The sequence below is a fragment of the Streptomyces sp. NPDC054840 genome (assembly GCF_053611065.1).
This window is the reverse complement of sequence record NZ_JBSGZP010000933.1, coordinates 1-2265: the sequence shown is the minus strand read 5'-3', so window position 1 is coordinate 2265 and position 2265 is coordinate 1. Positions and strand designations below refer to the sequence as shown.

General features: G+C 69.0%; 2 protein-coding genes. Both read left to right on the top strand.

Going from position 1 to position 2265, the window contains the following annotated elements; all coding sequences use genetic code 11:
• Positions 1-216 precede the first annotated feature (216 nt).
• Positions 217-1620 carry a malic enzyme-like NAD(P)-binding protein gene (locus ACWGIU_RS36130; RefSeq protein ID WP_453712315.1) on the top strand — a complete coding sequence of 468 codons (1404 nt, stop codon included), beginning with the start codon at positions 217-219 and terminating at the stop codon, positions 1618-1620.
• A 341-nt stretch (positions 1621-1961) separates the two neighbouring features.
• Positions 1962-2243: an HU family DNA-binding protein gene (locus ACWGIU_RS36125; protein ID WP_007264399.1), complete on the top strand. Its 282-nt coding sequence runs from the start codon at positions 1962-1964 to the stop codon at positions 2241-2243.
• The last annotated feature ends 22 nt before the right edge of the window (positions 2244-2265 follow it).

Below are 2265 nucleotides of genomic sequence, written 5' to 3'. Positions count from 1 at the left end.
CCCCACCAGTGGGGGGCGCGGACCTGTTTCGTGTGACCCCCACCATTCCGAACACCGAAGCTATCTCGTATGGTGGAAGAGTCTTTCCGAATTTTGTAGCTGGTTACCTTGTACTGGCTGGTAGGTGGGACGATCGGACAACAGGTCCTGCCGCATCTGCTGTGCAGCGGGGCTCTGTGTGTTACAGCGAACCAGGGACAGAAGAGGAACACGGCCATGGCAACGGCGCCCAGCGTCTCGTATTCGATGACGGTCCGTCTGGAAGTGCCCGCGAGCGGAACCGCGGTCTCCCAGCTCACCACCGCCGTGGAGTCCTCCGGCGGATCGGTCACCGGCCTCGACGTGACCGCATCCGGCCACGAGAAGCTCCGGATCGACGTGACCATCGCCGCGACCTCCACCGCGCACGCGGACGAGATCGTGGAGAAGCTGCGCGGCATCGAGGGCGTCAGCCTCGGCAAGGTCTCCGACCGTACCTTCCTGATGCACCTCGGCGGCAAGATCGAGATGGCGTCCAAGCACCCCATCCGCAACCGCGACGACCTCTCGATGATCTACACCCCGGGCGTCGCCCGCGTGTGCATGGCGATCGCCGAGAACCCCGAGGACGCGCGCCGCCTCACCATCAAGCGCAACTCCGTCGCAGTCGTGACGGACGGCTCCGCCGTGCTGGGCCTCGGCAACATCGGCCCGATGGCCGCGCTGCCCGTCATGGAGGGCAAGGCGGCCCTCTTCAAGCGCTTCGCCGGCATCGACGCCTGGCCGATCTGCCTCGACACCCAGGACTCCGACGAGATCGTCGCGATCGTCAAGGCGATCGCCCCGGGCTTCGCGGGCATCAACCTGGAGGACATCTCCGCACCGCGCTGCTTCGAGATCGAGGCCCGGCTGCGCGAGGCCCTCGACATCCCCGTCTTCCACGACGACCAGCACGGCACCGCGATCGTCGTGCTCGCCGCCCTCACCAACGCACTGCGCGTGGTGGGCAAGGCAGTTGGCGACGTCAAGGTGGTCATGTCGGGTGCCGGCGCGGCCGGTACGGCCATCCTCAAGCTGCTCCTCGCGGCGGGCGTCAAGAACGCGGTGAGCGCCGACATCCACGGTGTCGTGCACGCGGACCGCCCCGACCTCGTCGACGCGGCCGCGGACTCCCCGCTGCGCTGGATCGCCGACAACACCAACCCCGAGGGCTACACGGGCACGCTGAAGGAGGCCGTGGTCGGCGCCGACGTGTTCATCGGCGTCTCGGCCCCGAACGTGCTGTCCGGCGAGGACGTCGCCGCCATGGCGCAAGGCGCGATCGTGTTCGCGCTCGCGAACCCGGACCCCGAGGTCGATCCGGCCGTGGCCCGCCAGACCGCCGCCGTGGTGGCCACCGGCCGCTCCGACTTCCCGAACCAGATCAACAACGTGCTGGTCTTCCCCGGTGTCTTCCGCGGTCTGCTGGACGCTCAGTCCCGCACCGTGAACACGGAGATGATGCTGGCCGCCGCGAGCGCGCTGGCGGACGTCGTGGGCGAGGACGAGCTGAACGCGAACTACATCATCCCGTCGGTGTTCAACGACAAGGTCGCCGGCGCGGTCGCGGGCGCCGTCCGCAAGGCGGCGTCGGGGGCCTGAGCCCCCGCTGTGACGGCGCTCACGGCGCTCCGCTCCCGGCGCGTCGCGAGATGCGGGCCCGACAGGCCGCCTCTAGGGTTGCGGGGATGCCCGCGAGGTCCGCGGTCCGCAGCGGCGTATGAGCGAGGGCGTGGACGGAGCGTCACCGCGGCGTGACTGTGGCGCTTTTCGTGTGACCCCGACGGGTGCCGGATTGGCTTTCCCGCCGCTGGTGGGGGCAGGATGCGTAACCGGGCGAGAGGGTCTGACGTTCAGACCCGGGTCCGGGGACTGTCCTAGGGCCCTGGCAGCATCGGCTTCGATCTCACGCCTCTAAGGCAAGTTGAACACGGGAGTACAACATGAACCGCAGTGAGCTGGTGGCCGCTCTGTCCGAGCGCGCCGAGGTGACCCGCAAGGACGCCGACGCCGTTCTGGCCGCGCTCGCCGAGACCGTCGGCGAGATTGTCGCCAAGGGCGACGAGAAGGTCACCATCCCCGGCTTCCTGACCTTCGAGCGCACCCACCGTGCCGCTCGCACCGCGCGCAACCCGCAGACCGGCGACCCCATCCAGATCCCGGCCGGCTACAGCGTGAAGGTCTCCGCGGGCTCCAAGCTCAAGGAAGCCGCCAAGGGCAAGTAAGTCCCGCCCCGGCGCCGAGGGC